An 18,858-nucleotide genomic window follows, 5' to 3' on the forward strand; every position below is an offset into this window, starting at 1 on the left:
TTCGTAGCCCACTACGATTTCCCACTCACGACGAGCACCGTTCACAAGGGTACGAAGCGTCGTTCCATCCCTCTCTGACCAGCACCTCGCGGACTTCGCGGTACACACCGCACGGGTCCTCGGCCACTTCGTGCCAGCCGTACATCAACCGCGGCAGGTTCCGTAGCTCAGCGGCATTGTCGCGTCGTCGATCGCGAAAACGACGCTGCTTGGCAGAGTGGAAGGCCTGGCCGTCCAGCCTGACGATCAGGTCGCATATTTCGTAACGAATGTCCTCGAAGAGTTGCCGCCCGTCGACGAAGACCGGTGCCTGTCGCTTCCCGGCCGGAAGTCCGTGCGCCTGTTCGACATCGAGCACGTAGCGATGCTCGAGCGCAGAATGGACCCCGTCGCGCATGAGAGCCAATGTGTGCAGAATTGCCTTCAGGTAGCGCATCGGCCGTCGGACTTCGACCTTGCGTGTCATTGCCGCGACGTTCACGCCGCCCGACGACATCGCTGAAACCAACGTGATCACGGCCTGCCTCGACGACGGTTCCGCGACTGCCAGATCCAGCACCGTATCGGCGGCGCTCGTTCGCGCCGGATTCGTCTCGACGCCGATGTGGCTCATGGCTCGGGAACGGTGCACGATCACGCCGGGATGAATTTGTTCATTGCTCTCTGACGTGAAGTTCTGCTTGGCGTGTCGCATTGTCGGCGGCCTGCTGATTGCCGAGCACCCGTAGGGAACGGTGAGATGAACCGGCCCAGAACTGACTCGCCGCCACCCCCACTCCTCAGCGGCGGTGGTGTGGCTGAGCAACGCTCCCCGGCCCGCGAACAACAATGCCGCCGACAGCTGCATCTCACGAGTCAGCGGTCCGTTGGTCACCGATAGGACTCCGCGAAACACCCTGAGCCACTGCCCGGTTTCCACGCAGTGGTCGATCGAGTCCTTGTTGACCCCGTTCTCGTGCATTTGCTTCGTGGTGATGATTCCGTGCTGATCGTCCAGTAGTCGCTGCCAGGCACCCGCCGGTCTCGTCCTCATGTACCTCAGGATGGCCGGTTTACGGTGACCGCGTCAGAATCTATCCACAGGCTGTGGATAGACGGGGTCGTGAGTGGAAACTCGACCCCTGCTACGAACTTCCACGCACGTGCGGCGAAGCCGCTCTCACATACGACGCCTACCGGTCAGAGCTCGGCCGAGTGTGAGTTCGTCGGCGAATTCGAGGTCTCCGCCCATCGGCAGGCCGGAGGCGAGACGGGTGATGGCGAGACCGGGGAAATCGCGCATCATCCGCACCAAATACGTAGCCGTTGCTTCGCCCTCGGTGTTGGGGTCGGTGGCAATGATGACCTCGGTGACGTCGACGCCGTCGTCCTGAGTTCCGACGCGGGTCAACAACTCTCGGATGCGCAGCTGGTCGGGGCCCACCCCGTTGAGTGGGTCGAGCGCTCCGCCGAGTACGTGGTATCGGCCTTTGAATTCGCGCGTACGTTCCACGGCCTGAACGTCTTTGGGCTCTTCGACGACGCAGATCATGGACCTGTCACGTCGGGAGTCGGCGCAGATTCGGCACAGTTCCTTGTCCGATACGGTCCCGCAGACGATGCAGAACTGCACGCCGTCGCGGATGCGCTGCAACGCGCGCATGAGGCGATCGACCTCGGGTGGCTCGACGGCCAGGAGGTGAAACGCTATGCGCTGAGCGCTCTTCGGACCGACGCCGGGAAACTTTCCCAGCTCGTCGATCAGATCCTGTACGGGACCTTCGTACACTCGTCTCGCCTAGAAGCCGGGTAGTCCGAGGGAGCCGCCGCCGAGACCGCCTGCGAGGGGGCCGAGCTTCTCGCTCGCTACGTTCTGCGCTGCCTTCGACGCGTCGGCGATGGCACCGATCACCAGGTCCTGCAGTGTCTCGACGTCGTCGGGATCGACGATCTTGGGGTCGATGGTCAGTCCGACCACTTCGCCCGTTCCCTTGACGGTCGCGACGACGAGTCCGCCGCCGGCCTGACCGGTGACCTCGGTTTCGGCGATCTCCGCCTGTGCCGCCATCAGTTGCTGCTGCATCTGCTGAGCCTGCTGCAGAATCGAGGCCATGTCGGGCTGTTCACCGGGTTGCACTGTGCCGTCCTCTCGCGTGGGTCGAAGCGACCTCCAGCGTAGTCGCACGGTGTCGGACGACGTTCGACCGCACGATCTGGTTCGACACTCGGCTGAGGTTCCGTCAGTTCTGAGCCCACGTAGCCTGAGGGCATGAACGCGCCGGCGAGCTCGACCCCGCGCAAGCGTCGAGTGACTCCCGAAACCATGGCCGAGGCGGGCATCGCCCTGACGCTGCCCAAGGTGACGGTGAAGTCGGTCGCCGACGCGCTGGGCGTATCGATCGTCGCGATCTACAACAACATCGACGGTCCGGCCGCGCTCAAGGCCCTGGTCGCCGAGGAGATCCTGCGCCGGTGGTCTCCGCCGCTCCCCGGAGACGACGAGCCCATGCACGACGCGTTGCTGGAACTTGCCTCCGCCATTCGCGCGCTGGTTCACCGCAACCCGGGCATCGCCGCGTATTTGATCGGACTGACTCCCAGTTCCGTCGACGCGTTGCGCATGGCCGACACCGTGCAGACCCGATATCGAGTGCGCTACGAACTGACTTCCAAGCAGGCGACGTGGGCCGTCATCACCGTCAGCGAACATGCACTGGCGTTGGCGCAGATGGTGTACAACGCCGATCGCCGCGACCGTGAGTACGACGACGCGATCGCGGCGCGCACCGACCTCGACACCCTGCCGGGGGCCTACGACACGATCGACCGTGGACCCGACGGGATGTTTCTGTGGTCGATGCGCACCGTGGTGGTCGGCACGTTGGCGTTGATCGAAGAGCCGGATTTCGAGCGGGTCTAGATCAACTCGCGGCGCAGGTTGTCGAGGGTCGCGGCCTGGATCTTCTTCAATCCGAGGGGCGCGAACGTCTTCTCGAAGAATCCGCCGATTCCTCCGGCACCCGCCCACTCGGTCGTCGTGGTGACGACGGACCCGTTGCCTTCGGGGGCGACGGTCCAGGTGGTGACCATCGAGGAGTTGGCGTCGCGTTCGGTGATGGTCGAGCCGGAGACCGTGACGGAGGCGCTCACGTTGCGCACTCGCTTCTCGGTGGCCTGCAGGGTCCATTCGGCCACGGTGCCGCCGCCTTGTCCGCCCTGCACCACCCGGTAGTCGCGATACTGCTCGGGAAGGATGCGGGGCCGCACGGTTTCGTAGTCGGCGAGCGCGGCGAGCACCTGATCGGGTGTGGTGGCGATGGTGGCGGAACTGGATGCGCTGACCTGAGCCACGAGAACGTTCTCCTTCGAGTCGATTGGGGTTGCGTTCTCCATCCTGCCTCGCGTCGCTCCCGATGTCGGCACTGCCGCCGAGGGTGTGTGAGGTGGTTCACACAGGATCAGTTGTCGTCGAAAAACACATGCATGATGCAACCATTTGTCCGAATAGTTCTGTTTCAGCCGGCCGATTCGACAACAGTTGCGTGAAGTTTCACCGGACCGTCGGCAGCTTCGGTGGATACCGAGCAGTACGAGATATAGCGTCTACTCGTGGCTTCAGTGAATGCTCTTCTCGGACGACGGCCAGAACCGAGGGAGAGCGGTTACGCAGCGCATCGGTCGGGTGTCGAGAAGTTGCTTCGCAGCTATCGCGCAATACCGACCGACGCGACGGTGCGTCTGGCTAAGAAGACGTCCAACCTGTTTCGGGCCAGGACGACCTCGAAGACGCCGGGACTCGACGTCTCGGGATTGAGCAAGGTCGTCACCGTCGATGCCGCGGCTCGCACCGCCGACGTGGCGGGGATGTGCACGTACGAGGATCTGGTCGACGCGACGCTGCCCTACGGCCTCGCCCCTCTCGTCGTTCCGCAGCTCAAAACGATCACCCTCGGCGGCGCGGTCACCGGACTCGGCATCGAGTCGACGTCGTTCCGCAGCGGGCTTCCGCACGAGTCGGTACTCGAGATCGACGTCCTCACCGGTAGCGGCGAAATCCTCACGGCAACCCCCGAGGGCGAGCACGCGGACCTGTACTGGGGCTTTCCCAACTCGTACGGCACTCTCGGCTACTCGACGCGGCTGAAGATCGAACTCGAGCCGGTACTTCCGTTCGTTGCCCTGCGCCACTTGCGATTCCACGATCTGGACACGCTTCAAACGACGATGGACACCATCGTCGCTCGGCGTGAGTACGACGGCATCGAAGTTCAGTACCTGGACGGCGTCGTCTTCAGCGCCGACGAAAGCTATCTCACTCTCGGGGTTCAGACCGACGAGCCCGGACCCGTCAGCGACTACACCGGTGCCGACATCTTCTACCGTTCGATCCAGCATTCGTCGGACACTCCGAAGACCGATCGGCTCACCATCCACGATTACCTGTGGCGCTGGGACACCGACTGGTTCTGGTGCTCGCGTGCGTTCGGAACCCAGAACCCCCGGATCCGACGCTTCTGGCCGCGCAAGTACCGGCGCAGCAGCTTCTACTGGAAGTTGATCGGCCTCGATCGCAAGTACGACATCGCCGATCGACTCGAGAAGCGCAAGGGAAATCCGCCGCGCGAACGCGTCGTACAGGACGTCGAGGTTCCCATCGAACACACCGCCGGATTCGTACGCTGGTTTCTCGACGAGATTCCGATCGAGCCGTTGTGGTTGTGCCCCTTGCGTCTTCGCGAACCGGCCGCCCCCGGAGCCGATCCGTCCAGGCCGTGGCCGCTGTACCCGCTCGAGCCCAAGCGCACCTACGTCAACATCGGCTTCTGGTCGTCGGTGCCGATCGTGCCCGGTCGACCCGAGGGTGCCGCGAACCGCGCCATCGAGAAGAAGGTCACCGAGTTCGAGGGGCATAAATCGCTGTACTCGGACGCTTACTACACCGAGGATGAATTCGCCGTTCTCTACAGCGGCGAGAAATACAGAGAACTGAAGAAGAAATACGATCGCGAATCCCGATTGCTGGATTTGTACTCGAAGGCGGTGCAGCGCAAATGACGACGTTCAAGGACTCCGGCAATCGCACGGTGAACGGGCCACAGAAACTCAAGATCTCCGAGATCCTCGAGCTGATCTCCGACGGCAACATTCCCCTGCGTTTCACCGCGTACGACGGCAGCGTGGCCGGCCCCGAGGATGCCAAGATCGGCCTCAACCTCAAGAGCCCACGCGGAACCACCTATCTCGCAACAGCTCCCGGCGATCTCGGCATGGCCCGCGCCTATGTCTCCGGCGACCTGGAGGCCACCGGTGTTCATCCCGGTGATCCCTACGAACTGCTCGCGCTGATGGGCGACGAGCTCCATTTTCGCCGCCCGTCGGCCATGACCTTGACCTCGATCGCTCGGTCGCTCGGCTGGGACGTGCTGCGCCCCATCGCTCCTCCGCCCCAGGAGGCGATTCCGCGGTGGCGTCGCATCGCCGAAGGTCTGCGGCATTCCAAGACACGCGATGCCGAAGCGATCCACCACCACTACGACGTGTCCAACAGGTTCTACGAGATGGTCCTCGGTCCCTCGATGACGTACACCTGTGCGGCATTCGAGAACGTCGAGCAGTCTCTGGAGGCCGCGCAGGAGAACAAGTATCGGTTGGTGTTCGACAAACTGGGTCTGCAGCCCGGTGATCGCCTGCTCGACATCGGATGCGGCTGGGGTTCGATGGTGCGCTACGCAGCGCGACGCGGAGTTCAGGTCATCGGTGTGACTCTCTCGCAGGAGCAGGCCTCGTGGGCGCAGAAGGCCATCGAAGACGAGGGTCTTGCGGACCTCGCCGAGGTTCGCTTCTCCGATTACCGCGACGTGCCCGAGACGAATTTCGACGCGATCTCGTCGATCGGGCTGACCGAGCACATCGGTGTCGGCAACTACCCGGCGTACTTCACGTTCATCCAGTCCAAGCTGCGTGACGGTGGTCGACTGCTGAACCACTCGATCACCCGGCCCGACAACCGCGCGCACGCCAAGGCAGGCAGCTTCATCGACCGGTACGTCTTTCCCGACGGGGAGCTCACCGGATCGGGTCGCATCATCACCGAGATCCAGGACGTCGGACTCGAGGTCCGGCACGAGGAGAACCTGCGCGAGCACTACGCGCTGACCCTCGCCGGGTGGTGCCAGAACCTAGTGGACAACTGGGATGCGTGCGTCGCCGAGGCCGGCGAGGGAACCGCCCGTGTCTGGGGCCTGTACATGGCCGGGTCCCGTCTGGGATTCGAGCGCAATGTCGTTCAGCTGCACCAGGTTCTGGCGGTCAAGCTGGGACCGAAAGGTCAGGCCGACGTACCTCTGCGTCCGTGGTGGAACGGTTGAGCCTTGTGAGTGGAACTTCGTAGCAGGCTACGAGGTTCCACTCACATGGGAGCTAGCGACCGGTCGCCCGCAGGATGACTCGGGCGGTTTCGGTCGGCTGGTCCCAGTGCGGGAAGTGTCCGCATTTGTCGAACCAGTGCAGGGTGGCGTCGGGAAAACGCTGCATCGCCACCTCTGCCTGGCTGGGCGTCGTCACCTTGTCCTGACGGCCCCAGCCGATGAGCAGCGACCCCTGCAGGGAACCTTTCGGGGCACCCTGCTGCTTGGGCCCGTGGATCAGTGCCTTGCGAGCGGCGTCGAGCGAGGGTGAAGTCTTGGCAGAGAAGCCCTTCAGCTCCCGTTCGACCAGTCCGCTCGGCAATTTCCACGGCGCGGCCGAGAACTGCGCCAGTGCAGCGGTTCTGGTGATCGGGTTCCCGGCCAGGAAGGGCACCAGCGCTTGCGCCCGCTTCATCAACGCCAGCGATGCGGTGATGGTCGCCCCGAACACCTTGACCTGACGGTCGTTCCAGAAGCCGCCCGGATCGAGGGCCACCATCGACCCCCGGTGACCCCGCCGAGCCAGCTCGACGACCATCCGCGCGCCCATCGAGCTGCCGACGAGATCGGCGTCGGACAATCCCTCGCTGTCGAGGTACGCGCGCAGGGCATCGGTCAACGACGCGATGGACACGTCGGCCAGCGGCGGTGTCCGTCCGAACCCGGGGAGATCGAGGGCGATGACCTCGCGGTGCTCCGCGAGTGCCGGGACGATCGGATCCCAGTTGCGGTACGAGGACCCGAGCCCGTGGACGAGGACCAGCGGCGACCCGCTGCCAGTTCTGACGTTGTACATACCCGCGTCGTACCCGGAGACCGGAAACTTACACTTTCGGGCTGTAGTGCGACGGGTGCGAGCGACGCTGCGCCGGCGGCAGATTGCGGGCAGGCGTGTGCACCAGAGGAGCCGATTCCGGCCTGCGGCCCGCGACACGATCCCAGCCGGCTCGGGCGCGCGGATGGAGTCGGCGACGACGCGGCACCAGCCCGAACGCCAGGTTCACCGCCCTGCCGAACACCGCGAACCGTCGTGCGTCCCGCTCCGACCACGTGTATCCCAGTAGCTCCCGGACGGGCGGGTCGTAGAGCCCGACGGTGATCCAGACGAACAACGATGCCACCGGTCTGCGCAGCACGGCCCACACTCGTTCCGGCAGCCAGGAGGCATACGGCGGCGGGCCGAGCGCGGACAGATCCAGTACTCCACGTGCAGCCATGTTGTCTTCCAGCACGTGTGTGCACATGTGCTCCCAGTACTTCTGGAATTCGGCCCAGGTCTCGGGCACCGATCGCATGCTCATGCCGTAGAGCCGATACCACTGCACGTGCTCGTCGAACAATTGCACTTTCTGCGTTTCGGTCAGTCCGCCCATGAAACGGTCGGCGGTGAGCACCGTGCCCATGAAGAACGTCGCGTGTGCCCAATAGAAGGTGTCGGGATCGAGGGCGTGATACGTGCGCCCTTTCGAGTCGATTCCCTTGATGTCGTTGTGGTAGCCGCGAACCTGGCGGGCGGTTTCCTCGGCGCGGTCGCCGTCGAACACCACTCCCCCGATCGGATACAGGGATCGGTAGAGGCGCTGCCATCGCTCGTCGAAGAACGTCGAATGCTGTTCGACGCCCGCTCCGAGGCCCGGGTGCATGTTCTGCATCGACCCCGCCCACACGCCCTGCAACATCCCGCGCCAGTCACCGAAGTACTTCCAGGTGAGCGAGTCGGGACCGAGTGGGACGGGTCGATCGAACTGACTACGCATGTTGTCAAAGTAGCCTCGACAACATGCGTAGTCAACAGTTGGAAGAGCGCAGATCCAAGCGATACGACGCGTTGCTCGACGCCGGGATCGAACTCCTCGGCGCGCAGGAGGGACCCGCGGTCAACGTCCGCGCCGTGTGCCGCGCAGCCGGACTCACCGAGCGCTACTTCTACGAGAGCTTCACCGATCGCGACACGTTCGTTCGCGCGGTCTACGCCTGGGTAGGGGCCCGAGCGCAGGAGGCCCTGGAGGACGCCGTCGCCGGAGCATCACCGGAGGACGCCGTGGCCGCGCCCGTCCGGGCGTTCGTCGAAATCGTCGTCGACGAGCCTCGGATGGGACGAGTGCTGCTGATCGCTCCGTTGGCCGAACCTGCGCTGAGCCGACGCGGACTCGACCTACTGCCCGGGTTCGTCGAACTGGTTCGTGCCCGGCTACCCGAGTCCGTCGACCGGCAGCTCGTCGCCGTCGGAACCGTCGGCGCGTTGACGGCGCTGTTCATCGGTTTTCTGGACGGCACCCTCGACGCCACTCGCGACGCTCTCGTCGCGCACTGTATTCGCATCCTCGAGCAGGCCGCCGTGCAAGGATGACGGCACCTACAGCCGAAGGAGCTCGTTCATGTCCGATCTCGACCAGTCGTTCGCCGATGCGCAGGTTGACGTCAAGAAGCTCACGTCCAAGCCGAGCAACGACGATCTGCTGCGCCTGTACTCGCTCTTCAAGCAAGGTTCGATCGGAGACGTGACGGGTAAGCGTCCTGGACGGCTGGACATGGTGAATCGGGCGAAGTTCGATGCCTGGGCGAAGCTCGAAGGCACGAGCCAGGATTCGGCGAAACAGCAGTACGTGGATTTGGTGACCGCACTCCTCGCCGGCTGAGCCTACGGCTATGGTCGAGGGCGGGGGTAACGCAACGAAGGGACCCGCATGAGACGCACCGACAGCGACGTCGACGAGGCCGAGCTCGACATCGAGAAGCCGAAGACCCATGCGGCAGGTGCCACCGCCGTCGCGGTGTCGATGAAGCGCGCGCTGGGACACATGGGTCCCAAGCGCACCGCGCAGACGCTCCTCAAGCTGAACCAGGCCGAGGGCTTCGACTGCATGAGCTGCGCGTGGCCCGATCCCGATCCGGGTCATCGGCACGCCGCCGAGTTCTGCGAGAACGGTGCCAAGGCCGTCGCCGAGGAGGCGACGACCACGCGGGCCACTCCGGAGTTCTTCGCGCAGCACAGCATTGCCGAGCTCGATGCGCACACCGAACACTGGCTGGGTCAGCAGGGCCGCATCACGCATCCGATGATCAAGCTCCCCGGCGGTAGCCACTACGAGCCCATCGAATGGGACGATGCGTTCCGTCTGATCGGCGACGAGTTGAAGAGCCTGGCCAGCCCGGACGAGGCCATCTTCTACACCTCGGGTCGTGCGTCCAACGAGTCCGCGTTCATCTACCAGTTGTTCGCTCGGTCGTTCGGCACCAACAACATGCCCGACTGCTCCAACATGTGTCACGAGTCGACGTCCATTGCGCTGCAGGAATCCATCGGCATCGGCAAGGCCAGCGTCACGCTCGACGACGTACACAACGCCGAACTGATCATCCTGGCCGGCCAGAATCCCGGCACGAATCACCCGCGCATGCTCTCCGCCCTCGAGCTGGCGAAGCAGAACGGCGCAAAGATCTTGTCCATCAATCCCCTTCGCGAAGCGGGACTGCTGAACTTCAAGAACCCCCAGACCCCGCGCGGCATGGTCGGTCCCGGTACCGATCTGTCGGATCTGCACCTGCCGATCAAGCTCAACGGCGACCTTGCTCTGTTCCAGGCCCTCGGGGCGCTGTTGGTGAAGTGGGACGCCCTCGATCACGAATTCCTCGGCGAGTACACCGTCGGATTCGACGAGTGGAAGGCACACGTTGCCGAGGTCGATTTCGATCTCGTCACCGAGGTCACCGGCCTGTCGATGCAGCAGATCACCGAGGCCGCCGAGATGCTGCGCGACTCCAAGGCCACCGTCTTCTGCTGGGCGATGGGTCTGACGCAGCATCGCAATGCCGTCGCCACCATCAAGGAAGTCACCAATCTCGCGTTCGCGCAAGGAAACATCGGTAAGGCCGGTGCCGGTTTGCTTCCGGTTCGTGGCCATTCGAACGTGCAGGGCGACCGAACGATGGGCATCTGGGAGCGCCCTCCGGTGGCCTTCCTCGACGCCATGGCGGCAGAGTTCGACTTCGAGCCGCCCCGTGAGCACGGCTTGGACACCGTCGACTCGATCCGCGCCATGCGCGACGGCAAGGCCCATTTCTTCCTCGGCCTCGGCGGCAACTTCGTACAGGCGACGCCCGACAGCGACGTCACGTTCGAGGCGCTGCGCAAGATGCGCATGACCGTGCAGATCTCCACGAAGATCAACCGTTCGCATCTCGTCTGCGGCGAGACCGCTCTCATTCTGCCGACCCTCGGACGCACCGAGAAGGACGTGCAAGCCAGTGGTGAGCAATGGATTTCGGTGGAGGACTCCACCTGCTCGGTGCACTCGTCACGAGGACCGCTGAAGCCCGCGAGCCCGTACCTGCGCTCGGAGGTCGCGATCGTCAGCGGAATCGCCGAGGCGACACTCGGCGACCGATACGGTCTCGACTGGAAGGGTTTCCGCGACGACTACCGCAACATTCGCACGCACATCTCGCGCGTCGTCGCCGGTTGCGAAGGGTACGAGGTCAATGTTCGACGCCCCGGCGGCTTCGTTCTACCGCATCCCCCTCGCGACAGCAGGACGTTCGAAACCAAGAGCGGGAAGGGCGAATTCGCCGTTTCGCCGATCGACGTGCTGCAGGTTCCGCCCGGCCATCTGATTCTGCAGACGTTGCGCAGCCACGATCAGTTCAACACGACGATCTACGGCCTCAGCGATCGCTACCGCGGAATCGAGAACGGCCGACGCGTGATCTTCGTGCACCGAGAAGACATCTCGACGCTCGGCTTCCGCGACGGCGACATGGTCGATCTGGTCACCAAGTGGGACGACGACGACGTGGAACGGTGCGCGCCGTCGTTCCGCATCGTCGAGTACGACACCCCGCGTGGGTCGGCTGCTGCGTACTACCCCGAGACCAATCCGCTGATTCCGTTGGATTCGACTGCGCTGCAGAGCAACTGCCCTACTTCGAAGTCGGTGATCATCTCGATGGTTCCGGCGGGAACAGGAGCGCAGGGCACGTCGAACGGTCATCAGGACAACGAGGGCTCGGACGAGGGGCACAAGTCGCACCCCCAGCCGCATCACCTGAGCTGAGCGGACTCAGCTGAACGATCGAACCAGGGTCGCTGCGTCGGTGAACTGATGTCGCATCAGTTCACCGGCGGCCCGGTGATCGGCTCGACGCATCGCCTCGATCAATTCCTCGTGGCCGCGTACCGCCCGTCGTCCCCAGTCGGTGTCGGACGCATGTAGATGCGTCGGGGTGTACTTGACGGCACCGAGCAGAAACCACGCCAATGTGGTGCCGCCTGCGATCTTGTTGATGGCGCGGTGAAACTCGAACTCGCACCGTTCGACGGCATCGGCGTCGGTGCGTGTCACGGCGTCGCGTAGGTCGTCGTTGAGGGTGGTCAACTGCTGGAGATGCTCCGCGGTGACCCCGCGGGATGCCCGCTCGGCCAATGCCGCGGCGATTGTGCCCTGCAACCAGAAGATGTCGTCGATGTCCCGCCGTGTCAGTTCGACGACGCGATAGCCCCGATGCGGGACCGATTCGAGCAACCCTTCGCCGCGCAACGACACCAGCGCCTCGCGTACCGGGGTGGCACTGACTCCCAACTCGGCTGCGGTCTCGTCGATGCGGACGAACGTCCCCGGCTTCAGCGCACCGGCGACGATCCTTCGGCGGATGCTCACGGCGACGTCCTCGGACAACTGCGGACGTCGCGGAATCGGCTGTTTCGATGATGCCGTGCGCGTGAGATCGAGGCTCATTCCACATCTCCTGCACAGCGGGGCGGCGGGGGTTGTTGCAACGGTGACGGACGCATAGTGTGTCCTGGACAACATTGAATCACATCAAATATATGTGATGCGATCTGCTGGAGGATAGAGCCCGTGACGGACCAGATCGAACGAACGAACGAGAGCACCTTCGAAAGCCTCGATCCCAGAACGGGTCTCGCACTCGCCACGTACCCGATCGCCGACGCCGCCGAGGTCGAGATCGCCGTGGCCCGCGCTCGCTCGGCCGCCCGGTGGTGGGACGCGCAGGGATTCGAGGGCCGTAAGCGGTGGCTCCTGGAATTCAAGACCGCGATCGCCCGCGACGCCGCGAGCCTTGCCGCCGTCATCGCCGCCGAAACCGGCAAGCCGGACGAGGACTCCCTGCTGGAAGTCATGTTGGGCGTCGAGCACATCGATTGGGCGGCGCGCCACGCCGGCAAGACCCTGAAACAGCGCAGGGTCGGATCGGGTCTGCTCGCCATCAACCAGAAGGCCTACGTCAGCTACCGCCCGTTCGGCGTCGTCGGCGTCATCGGGCCGTGGAACTACCCGCTCTACACCCCGATGGGGTCGATCGCGTACGCCCTCGCCGCAGGCAACACCGTCGTCTTCAAGCCCAGCGAACTCACTCCGGGTGTTGGGGTCTGGTTGGCCGAGAAGTGGCAGTCGCTCGCCGCTCCCCACCCGGTGTTCCAGACGATCACCGGCGACGGTTCCACCGGCACTGCCCTGGTCGAGGCCGGCGTCGACAAGATCGCGTTCACCGGCTCGACCGCGACGGCCAAGAAAGTCATGGCCACGTGCGCGAAATCGTTGACGCCGCTGATCGCCGAGTGCGGCGGTAAGGACGCGATGCTCGTCGACGCCGACGCCGATATCTCTGCGGCCGTGGAGTTCGCGACGTTCGGCGCGATGGGCAATGCCGGGCAGACCTGCGCCGGAGTCGAACGAATCTACGTCGCCGCCCCGGTGTACGACCGGTTCGTCGCCGAATTCACCAGGGCGGTCAAGGAATTGAAGCCCGGTGGATCGAAGACCTCGTCCTACGGCCCGATGACGCTGGGCAAGCAGAGCGACATCGTCCGCGGCCAGATCGAGGATGCGTTGGCCAAGGGCGGTACCGCATTGGTGGGAGGTCTCGACTCACTGCACGGGCCGTACATCGACCCCGTCGTCCTCACCGACGTTCCCGAGGATTCGACCGCGATCACCGAGGAGACGTTCGGGCCCACCGTCGTCGTCAACAAGGTCCGCGACCTGGACGAGGCCATCGCCCGTGCCAACGCGTCCTCCTACGGTCTGGGTGCATCGGTGTTCACCAAGGACACCGCGGTCGGGCGACGCGCCGCCGAGAAGCTCGATTGTGGTGTCGTGACGGTCAATTCGGTGCTGGGCTTCGCCGGCGTCCCGGCCCTACCGTTCGGCGGAACGGGCGACTCGGGCTTCGGGCGCATCCACGGCGACGACGGTCTTCGTGAATTCAGCACCGTCAAATCACTGACCGTGCAGGGCTTCGCGGCACCGATCGATCTGCTGACGATGAAGCGCAAAGCCCGGAACATGAAGCTCTCGGTGCTGGCGCTCAAACTTCGCCACGGACGAGGCTGACCATGGACATCGCGCCGGGTCGGGGTCGATACGGGTGGTTGCGCCGCGTCGAGGAACTCGACCCGGTCCGCGACTGTCACACCATTCACCGGATCACCGCGGGGTACGAGTTCCCCTGGGATTATCAGCGGGCCCTCGAATTCGCCTTGTTCCGAACGTATTGCGTGCCGACGATCTCCGCTCTGCTGGCCCGGACCGGCGAGTTCGAGAAGCGACCGCAGAAGCGGTACGACGACACCTCGCTGCTGATGTCGGAAATGGTCGAACACGGATACGACTCCGAACGAGGTCGCGAATCGTTGCGGACGGTCAATCGAATGCACGCGCAGTACGACATCTGCAACGACGACATGCTGTACGTGCTCACGACGTTCATCTACGAGCCCATCGAATGGATCGACACCTACGGGTGGCGTCGCCTGCATCCCCACGAGCGGCTCGCGACCTTCCACTTCTACAGCGAAGTGGGTAAACGCATGGGCATCAAAGACATTCCGGAGTCGTACACCGAGTTCGCACAGTTCAAGCTCGATTACGAAGAACGCACGTTCCGCTTCAGCGAGGACAACCGCCGCATCGGCACCTACACCCTCGATCTCTACTGCTCGTGGTTTCCCGCCGCGCTCACCCCGGCCGTCCGGCAGGGCGTGTTCGCGTTGCTCGACGATCGGATGGCGAACGCATTCGGCTTCCCCGCCGGCTCACCCACGCTGGAACGGGCCGCGGTGCGGGCGCTGCGGACCAAGGCCCGCGTGGAGCGCTTCCTGCCCACGAGAAAACACTCACGCACTACGGCCGACGCAGGCAACAAGACCTACCCCGGCTATCCCGTCGGGTACAGCCCGAAAGATCTGGGCACCCAGGCCGCATCACCGATTCGCGGTTGTCCGGTAGCGACGACGTAACTGCCAACTCGACGGGTCAGAGTCCGTCCACCCACCGACCGAACGCATCGCGAAACTCCCCCGAGAGCGGCAGCGGCGCCAGGGCGGTGTTCGGATCGGCGGGCAGCGGGCCGAGCTCGCCCAGCATGTGCGAGCTGTTGGCGAAGTGCGCGAAGTGGAGGTCGGTGTGGCCCAGGGCCACTCGCACGTTCTCGACCTGGCCGCAGGACACGTTCAGATCCTTGTCCGAGCAGGTCAGGAACGAGGAGTACGAGTCCGGCAGCGCGGCAGCCAGATCCGCCGGGTCCGTGGCATCCGCTTCACGCAGGAAGGTGGCGCTCTGCCGCAGTCCCAGACCGTCGACGATCGGGTCGGGCTCCGCGGACAGCGGTCGTCCCGCGCGAATATCGGCGACGGCCTGCGCGAAGCGATCCCGCGACGACGCGGCCTGCTCCTCGGTGAACTGGCCGACCGCCACGGCCTCGCCGATGTTGCGATCGACCTGCGCGGTCAGCAGATCCAGGTAGCGGATCGACAACGGCTCGAGCAGACCGACATGGGTGAACGCCGCGCTGTCGGCATCAGCAAGGCGCAGTGCCGTCAGTGCACCCTCGCTGTGCCCGATCACCGACGTGCGATCCGCCCCGACACCGGTGCGCTGCTGCAGGAAAGCCAGTGCGTCCGCAGCATTGTCGACCTGCGCATCGAAGCCGGGCGGGTTGTTCGGATCCACCCCGGCCAGCCCGGTGCGGCCGCTCCCGAGCTTGTCGAAACGCAGGCTGGCAATACCGCGTCGGGACAGCTCGTCGGCGACGTATGTGGTCGTGTTCAGCTGCAGATCACCCGAGTTCCCGTTGCGATCGGTCGGCCCGCTGCCCGGCAGCACCAATGCCACGCCGCGGGTGTCGCCGACCGGCATGCGAAGGCTGCCGTAGAAGGTGATGCCACCGGACTCGAAGCTGACCTCCGAATCGAGCGCGTCGTCGGGTGACCACGGAACGTTGATCGGAGCAGCGGCCGCGGTACCCGCGCCGACGAGCAGGAGCATCGACGCGGCCAGTCCGGCCAGCAGTCCTCGGGTGCGCATCATGCCGCCAGAATAACAATCCGACCGACCGTTCGGATATGGGTACGCTGCACGTAACCCGCGGCACGGCACTCGACGTCGCCCCTCGAAAAACGCACGCGACCGCTCCCGACCGAGCCGGCTCGAGGCGTCGAACACCCAGCACACACCGGCTCCGGAAGGCCGAAGTGCTGGTCGGGGCACACCCCGAATCGGATAGGACGTAGCCTGGCGAGGGAGGTTCGGTGGTTCGACCGTGAATGACACCCGTGTTGTTCGGTTAGATTGGAAGAGCCACCAGGCACGATGCAAGAGGGTCGAGACCTGTCAACGAGCGACGGGTCACCACAATCGAGGAGAACAGGCCATGGCTTTACCAGTATTGACACCGGAACAGCGCACCGCGGCGCTGGCCAAGGCGGCCGAGGCACGCACTGCGCGGTCGAAGCTGCTCGCATCCGTCAAGTCCGGCGAACTGAGCGTCGCTGACGTCCTCGCCAAGGCGGAGAACGACGAGATCGTCAAGAAGACCAAGGTGTCCGCGCTGATCAAGGCCCTGCCGGGCGTTGGATCCGTGCGCGCCGCACAGCTGCTCGAGCAGCTGTCCATCGCAGATACGCGCCGCATCGGCGGCCTCGGCGCAAACCAGCGCGAGGCGCTGCTCGCTGCCGTCGCATCCTGATTCACATTTTCATGGGTCGTTCCTGCAGGCTCCACTCCTGATCCTGCGATAACGCGTTGCCTGCAGGGCTAGCATTTCGACCATGAACGTCGAAGTGACCCTGCTGCCCGGAATCGGGGTGCGGAAAGATTTTGCCCTCGCTTCCGGGCGCCGCATCGGCGTCATCACCCGCAAGGACGGCGCGAACGAGTTGATCGTTTCGCGCAAGGACGACCCCGATGCGACGCAGGCGTCCATCACCCTGAGCAATGAGGAAGCGGCGGCCCTGGGCAATCTGCTCGGGTCGCCGCAACTCATTGCTCAGCTCGGGGAAGAGCATCGCGACCTCCCCGGAATCAACACTCGTCAACTCCCCATTCGCGCGAATTCACGGTTCGTCAGCCGCACACTCGGCGACACCGCCATGCGCACCAAGACCGGAGTATCCGTCGTCGCTGTCATGCGCGCCGGCCAGGTACAACCGTCTCCCACCCCCGACTTCACGCTCGCCGCAGGTGACCTGCTGGTCGCCGTCGGCACCGCGGACGGACTGGACGCAGCAGCCAAGTTGCTCGGCAATGCCTGAGATCAGTCGGGGCTGACCCGTGGCCGAGAGCGCGCTCGCCCTCACCGAGTTGGGTGCCGTGTTCTTCGTTCTCGGACTTCTCGCTCGCCTCGCCGGCCGGATCGGCGTCTCCCCCATCCCGTTCTACCTGCTCGGCGGACTGGCCTTCGGCAACGGCGGCTTCGTCAACCTCGGCGGCATCGACGAGTTCAGCGAGATCGCCAGCGAAATCGGCGTCATCCTGCTGTTGCTGCTGCTCGGCCTCGAATACACCGCAACAGAGCTCGTCACCGGCCTGCGTCGATCGTGGATGGCCGGTCTGGTCGACATCGTCCTCAACTTCGCGCCCGGTGCCGTCGTCGCGCTGCTGCTCGGCTGGGGCGGAGTCGGGGCGCTCGTGATGGGCGGCGTCACCTACATCTCGTCGTCGGGAATCATCGCCAAAGTTCTCACCGACCTGGGCCGACTGGGAAACCGTGAAACCCCCGTCGTACTGTCGATCCTGGTGTTCGAAGACCTTGCGATGGCCATCTACCTCCCGATCCTCACCGCCGTCCTGAGCGGAGTCAGCTTCCTCGGCGGACTCGAAGCCCTCGGCATCTCACTGTTCGTCATCACCTTCGTGTTGGTCGTCGCGCTGAAATACGGCAGATTCGTCTCGGCGATCGTCGACAGTCCCGACCGCGAAATCGTCCTGCTCAAAGTCCTCGGATCCGCCCTGCTGGTGGCCGGCATCGCGTCGGAACTGCAAGTCTCGGCGGCCGTCGGCGCGTTCCTGTTGGGAATCGCGATCTCGGGCTCGACGGCCGACAACGCGACCCGCGTCCTCGAACCCCTACGCGACCTGTTCGCTGCGATGTTCTTCGTCGTGTTCGGTCTGGGCACCGACCCGTCGACCATCCCGCCCGTGTTGGGCTGGGCCGTCGTCCTCGCCGTCACCACCGCCGCGACCAAGATCGCGACGGGCTGGTGGGCGGCAGGTAGGCAGGGAATCGGCAGGCCGGGACGACTACGCGCCGGTGCGGCTCTGGTGGCGCGCGGAGAGTTCTCCATCGTCATTGCCGGACTGGCCGTCGCCGCAGGAGCTGTCGAAGGCGAACTGGCAGCCCTGGCGACCGCATACGTGCTGCTGATGGCCATCCTGGGGCCGATCGCTGCTCGCGTCGTCGAACCCGTCGCGAAGGTTGTGCTCCGGACCAAGCCCGCGGTGTGATTGGCTTTTCGACATGGCAGACAAGCGGACGGCTCTGAGGCGACGGCCGCAGTTGTCCGAGGAAGTCGCCAGCCACGTCCGGCACCTGGTGATGTCCGGAGAGGTGAGTCCGGGAGACTTCATCCGGCTCGACGAGACCGCAGCTCAGCTGGGCGTCAGCGTCACCCCTGTGCGTGAGGCGCTACTGACCTTGCGCGGTGAGGGCATCGTCGAGCTCGTCCCCCACCGCGGCTATGTGGTGTCTGCGCTGACGCCGAGCGACATCGTCGACATCTTCTGGCTGCAGGGGCAGATCGCGGTCGAACTCGTGCGCCGGGCGGCACCGAAGATCACCGAGGTCGAACTCGACAGGCTCGCCGAGCTGACCGCTGCCCTGTCGGTCGCCGTCGAGAACGGCCGGGCCGAGGACGTCGAGAACATCGAGTTCGAGTTCCATCGCGTGCTGAACCGTCTGGCCGAGTCGTCCAAGTTGGCGTGGTTTCTCAACAACGCCACCCGCTACACCCCGACCCGTCTCTACGCCACCGACCGCGACTGGGGCCGAGCAGCCGTGCGCAATCACGAGGATCTGATCGCGGCCCTGGTTCGAAACGACGTCGACGCCGCCTGCGAATTGATGAAGCAACAATTCACAGACGGCGCCGAGAGGTTGATCGCGCATCGCGGGTGAGTGCGCTACGCGCACGTGAGTGGAAACTCGTAGCCTGCTACGTGTTCAGTCCGGGGAC

General features: G+C 64.7%; 20 protein-coding genes. 12 read left to right on the top strand and 8 right to left on the bottom strand.

Features of this window, described 5'->3' with window-relative positions:
• Positions 1–25: 25 nt before the first annotated feature.
• The 3 genes from VF34_RS11535 to VF34_RS11545 all read right to left on the bottom strand — a co-directional run bounded on the left by VF34_RS11535 (position 26) and on the right by VF34_RS11545 (position 2,116).
• Positions 26–1,033 carry a type IV toxin-antitoxin system AbiEi family antitoxin domain-containing protein gene (locus tag VF34_RS11535; RefSeq protein ID WP_032373776.1) on the bottom strand — a complete coding sequence of 336 codons (1,008 nt, stop codon included), beginning with the start codon at positions 1,031–1,033 and terminating at the stop codon, positions 26–28.
• Positions 1,034–1,159: 126 nt separating this feature from the next.
• On the bottom strand, positions 1,160–1,768 hold the full coding sequence (gene recR, locus VF34_RS11540) for a recombination mediator RecR (protein ID WP_027494532.1): 609 nt from the start codon (positions 1,766–1,768) through the stop codon (positions 1,160–1,162).
• Between the two features lie 9 nt (positions 1,769–1,777).
• The gene (locus VF34_RS11545) at positions 1,778–2,116 is read right to left on the bottom strand and encodes a YbaB/EbfC family nucleoid-associated protein (protein WP_027494533.1); all 339 of its coding nucleotides are present in this window, start codon (positions 2,114–2,116) and stop codon (positions 1,778–1,780) included.
• 132 nt (positions 2,117–2,248) lie between these two features.
• Between VF34_RS11545 and VF34_RS11550 the strand changes: the two genes are divergently transcribed.
• Positions 2,249–2,899: a hypothetical protein gene (locus VF34_RS11550; RefSeq protein WP_141214863.1), complete on the top strand. Its 651-nt coding sequence runs from the start codon at positions 2,249–2,251 to the stop codon at positions 2,897–2,899.
• Here the strand turns inward: VF34_RS11550 and VF34_RS11555 are convergent.
• Positions 2,896–3,330 carry an SRPBCC family protein gene (locus VF34_RS11555; protein ID WP_027494535.1) on the bottom strand — a complete coding sequence of 145 codons (435 nt, stop codon included), beginning with the start codon at positions 3,328–3,330 and terminating at the stop codon, positions 2,896–2,898. The genes VF34_RS11550 and VF34_RS11555 overlap by 4 nt on opposite strands.
• A 258-nt stretch (positions 3,331–3,588) precedes the next feature.
• Here VF34_RS11555 and VF34_RS11560 point away from each other — a divergent pair, with 258 nt between their 5' ends.
• Entirely contained in the window at positions 3,589–5,034 is a 1,446-nt protein-coding gene (locus VF34_RS11560; protein WP_045841447.1) for an FAD-binding oxidoreductase, read from the top strand.
• On the top strand, positions 5,031–6,347 hold the full coding sequence (locus VF34_RS11565; RefSeq protein WP_027494537.1) for a class I SAM-dependent methyltransferase: 1,317 nt from the start codon (positions 5,031–5,033) through the stop codon (positions 6,345–6,347). The genes VF34_RS11560 and VF34_RS11565 overlap by 4 nt, the downstream gene beginning before the upstream one ends.
• A 52-nt stretch (positions 6,348–6,399) precedes the next feature.
• Here VF34_RS11565 and VF34_RS11570 read toward each other — a convergent pair whose 3' ends face one another.
• Both VF34_RS11570 and VF34_RS11575 read right to left on the bottom strand, forming a co-directional pair.
• Positions 6,400–7,182 (bottom strand): alpha/beta fold hydrolase, encoded by a 783-nt coding sequence (locus tag VF34_RS11570; RefSeq protein ID WP_032387971.1) that lies wholly within the window; start codon positions 7,180–7,182, stop codon positions 6,400–6,402.
• 28 nt (positions 7,183–7,210) lie between these two features.
• Positions 7,211–8,143, bottom strand: coding sequence for an oxygenase MpaB family protein (locus VF34_RS11575; protein ID WP_045841448.1), 933 nt, complete (start codon positions 8,141–8,143; stop codon positions 7,211–7,213).
• Between the two features lie 23 nt (positions 8,144–8,166).
• Between VF34_RS11575 and VF34_RS11580 the strand changes: the two genes are divergently transcribed.
• Genes VF34_RS11580 through VF34_RS11590 form a run of 3 tightly spaced genes read left to right on the top strand, consistent with a single transcriptional unit; the run spans position 8,167 to position 11,440 of the window.
• Entirely contained in the window at positions 8,167–8,736 is a 570-nt protein-coding gene (locus VF34_RS11580) for a TetR/AcrR family transcriptional regulator (protein WP_045841449.1), read from the top strand.
• 28 nt (positions 8,737–8,764) lie between these two features.
• Positions 8,765–9,025, top strand: coding sequence for an acyl-CoA-binding protein (locus VF34_RS11585; protein WP_032364582.1), 261 nt, complete (start codon positions 8,765–8,767; stop codon positions 9,023–9,025).
• A 48-nt stretch (positions 9,026–9,073) separates the two neighbouring features.
• The gene (locus tag VF34_RS11590) at positions 9,074–11,440 is read left to right on the top strand and encodes an FdhF/YdeP family oxidoreductase (protein ID WP_027494542.1); all 2,367 of its coding nucleotides are present in this window, start codon (positions 9,074–9,076) and stop codon (positions 11,438–11,440) included.
• Positions 11,441–11,446: 6 nt separating this feature from the next.
• Here VF34_RS11590 and VF34_RS11595 read toward each other — a convergent pair whose 3' ends face one another.
• Positions 11,447–12,121, bottom strand: a complete 675-nt coding sequence (locus VF34_RS11595) for a GntR family transcriptional regulator (protein WP_045841450.1) — start codon at positions 12,119–12,121, stop codon at positions 11,447–11,449.
• Between the two features lie 102 nt (positions 12,122–12,223).
• Here VF34_RS11595 and VF34_RS11600 point away from each other — a divergent pair, with 102 nt between their 5' ends.
• A complete protein-coding gene (locus VF34_RS11600; RefSeq protein WP_371828129.1) occupies positions 12,224–13,741 on the top strand; it encodes an aldehyde dehydrogenase family protein in 1,518 nt (505 codons plus the stop codon).
• Between the two features lie 2 nt (positions 13,742–13,743).
• Entirely contained in the window at positions 13,744–14,646 is a 903-nt protein-coding gene (locus VF34_RS11605) for an oxygenase MpaB family protein (protein ID WP_032374635.1), read from the top strand.
• 16 nt (positions 14,647–14,662) lie between these two features.
• Here VF34_RS11605 and VF34_RS11610 read toward each other — a convergent pair whose 3' ends face one another.
• Positions 14,663–15,715, bottom strand: a complete 1,053-nt coding sequence (locus VF34_RS11610) for an alpha/beta hydrolase (protein ID WP_052055151.1) — start codon at positions 15,713–15,715, stop codon at positions 14,663–14,665.
• 343 nt (positions 15,716–16,058) lie between these two features.
• On the opposite strand from VF34_RS11610, the gene mihF reads away from it, so the two are divergent.
• The 4 genes from mihF (at position 16,059) to VF34_RS11630 (ending at position 18,800) form a co-directional block, all read left to right on the top strand.
• The gene (gene mihF, locus VF34_RS11615; protein WP_008712632.1) at positions 16,059–16,373 is read left to right on the top strand and encodes an integration host factor, actinobacterial type; all 315 of its coding nucleotides are present in this window, start codon (positions 16,059–16,061) and stop codon (positions 16,371–16,373) included.
• Between the two features lie 82 nt (positions 16,374–16,455).
• On the top strand, positions 16,456–16,938 hold the full coding sequence (locus VF34_RS11620) for a cation:proton antiporter regulatory subunit (protein ID WP_027494547.1): 483 nt from the start codon (positions 16,456–16,458) through the stop codon (positions 16,936–16,938).
• Positions 16,939–16,957: 19 nt separating this feature from the next.
• On the top strand, positions 16,958–18,130 hold the full coding sequence (locus VF34_RS11625; protein WP_027494548.1) for a cation:proton antiporter: 1,173 nt from the start codon (positions 16,958–16,960) through the stop codon (positions 18,128–18,130).
• Positions 18,131–18,143: 13 nt separating this feature from the next.
• Complete coding sequence (locus tag VF34_RS11630; protein ID WP_045841451.1) at positions 18,144–18,800, top strand: GntR family transcriptional regulator; 657 nt, start codon at positions 18,144–18,146, stop codon at positions 18,798–18,800.
• Positions 18,801–18,858: the final 58 nt, after the last annotated feature.

The organism is Rhodococcus sp. PML026 (assembly GCF_000963615.1).
Lineage (GTDB): Bacteria > Actinomycetota > Actinomycetes > Mycobacteriales > Mycobacteriaceae > Rhodococcoides > Rhodococcoides fascians.